The organism is Bacillus sp. AP50 (assembly GCF_040492675.1).
Taxonomy (GTDB): domain Bacteria; phylum Bacillota; class Bacilli; order Bacillales; family Bacillaceae_G; genus Bacillus_A; species Bacillus_A cereus.
The window spans coordinates 2501-4739 of the sequence record NZ_JBEUTW010000066.1 but is presented as its reverse complement, the minus strand read 5'-3'; the positions used below and the strand labels follow the sequence as shown (position 1 = coordinate 4739).

Below are 2239 nucleotides of genomic sequence, written 5' to 3'. Positions count from 1 at the left end.
ATCATCACCAAACTATGAAGGCATATTCCTTCAAAACTAGATAACATTGCTACATATTATATGGTTAAGTCCTCGATCTATTAGTATTCGTCAGCTCCACATGTCACCATGCTTCCACCTCGAACCTATCAACCTGATCATCTTTCAGGGATCTTACTAGCTTACGCTATGGGAAATCTCATCTTGAGGGGGGCTTCATGCTTAGATGCTTTCAGCACTTATCCCTTCCGCACATAGCTACCCAGCTATGCCCTTGGCAGAACAACTGGTACACCAGCGGTGCGTCCATCCCGGTCCTCTCGTACTAAGGACAGCTCCTCTCAAATTTCCTACGCCCACGACGGATAGGGACCGAACTGTCTCACGACGTTCTGAACCCAGCTCGCGTACCGCTTTAATGGGCGAACAGCCCAACCCTTGGGACCGACTACAGCCCCAGGATGCGATGAGCCGACATCGAGGTGCCAAACCTCCCCGTCGATGTGGACTCTTGGGGGAGATAAGCCTGTTATCCCCGGGGTAGCTTTTATCCGTTGAGCGATGGCCCTTCCATGCGGAACCACCGGATCACTAAGCCCGACTTTCGTCCCTGCTCGACTTGTAGGTCTCGCAGTCAAGCTCCCTTATGCCTTTGCACTCTACGAATGATTTCCAACCATTCTGAGGGAACCTTTGGGCGCCTCCGTTACACTTTAGGAGGCGACCGCCCCAGTCAAACTGCCCACCTGACACTGTCTCCCGGGTCGATAAGACCCGTAGGTTAGAATTTCAATACAGTCAGGGCGGTATCCCACCAGCGCCTCCACCGAAGCTAGCGCTCCGGTTTCAATGGCTCCCGCCTATCCTGTACAAACTGTACCAAAATTCAATATCAGGCTACAGTAAAGCTCCACGGGGTCTTTCCGTCCTGTCGCGGGTAACCTGCATCTTCACAGGTACTATAATTTCACCGAGTCTCTGGTTGAGACAGTGCCCAAATCGTTACACCTTTCGTGCGGGTCGGAACTTACCCGACAAGGAATTTCGCTACCTTAGGACCGTTATAGTTACGGCCGCCGTTTACTGGGGCTTCAGTTCAGAGCTTCGCTTACGCTAACCCCTCTCCTTAACCTTCCAGCACCGGGCAGGTGTCACCCCCTATACTTCGCCTTACGGCTTCGCAGAGAGCTGTGTTTTTGCTAAACAGTCGCTTGGGCCTATTCACTGCGGCTTTCCGTTAAGAAAGCACCCCTTCTCCCGAAGTTACGGGGTCATTTTGCCGAGTTCCTTAACCAGAGTTCTCTCGCACACCTTAGGATTCTCTCCTCGCCTACCTGTGTCGGTTTGCGGTACAGGCACCTTTTATCTCGCTAGAAGCTTTTCTTGGCAGCGGGGAATCAAAGACTTCGCTCCATAAGGAGCTTCCCCATCACAGCTCAGCCTTTATGATAAGCGGATTTGCCTACTTATCAGCCTAACTGCTTGGACGTGCACAACCAATCGCACGCTTCTTCTATCCTTCTGCGTCCCTCCATTGCTCAAACGATAAAGAGGTGGTACAGGAATATCAACCTGTTGTCCATCGCCTACGCCTGTCGGCCTCGGCTTAGGTCCTGACTAACCCTGAGCGGACGAGCCTTCCTCAGGAAACCTTAGGCATTCGGTGGACGGGATTCTCACCCGTCTTTCGCTACTCATACCGGCATTCTCACTTCTAAGCACTCCACCAGTCCTTACGGTCTGACTTCACTGTCCTTAGAACGCTCCCCTACCACTGATACCATTCGGTATCAATCCGCAGCTTCGGTGGTGTATTTAGCCCCGGTACATTTTCGGCGCAGAGTCACTCGACTAGTGAGCTATTACGCACTCTTTAAATGGTGGCTGCTTCTAAGCCAACATCCTAGTTGTCTAAGCAACTCCACATCCTTTTCCACTTAATACACACTTTGGGACCTTAGCTGGCGGTCTGGGCTGTTTCCCTTTTGACTACGGATCTTATCACTCGCAGTCTGACTCCTAAGGATAAGTCATTGGCATTCGGAGTTTGACTGAATTCGGTAATCCGATGAGGACCCCTAGTCCAATCAGTGCTCTACCTCCAAGACTCTTACACTTAAGGCTAGCCCTAAAGCTATTTCGGGGAGAACCAGCTATCTCCAGGTTCGATTGGAATTTCTCCGCTACCCACACCTCATCCCCGCACTTTTCAACGTGCGTGGGTTCGGGCCTCCATTCAGTGTTACCTGAACTTCACCCT

General features: G+C 51.5%; 1 rRNA gene (only partly in view). It reads right to left on the bottom strand.

Annotated elements, in window-relative coordinates:
* Positions 1 to 60: 60 nt before the first annotated feature.
* Positions 61 to 2239: ribosomal RNA gene (locus tag ABWK52_RS06830) — 23S ribosomal RNA — on the bottom strand; it runs 744 nt beyond the window's last position.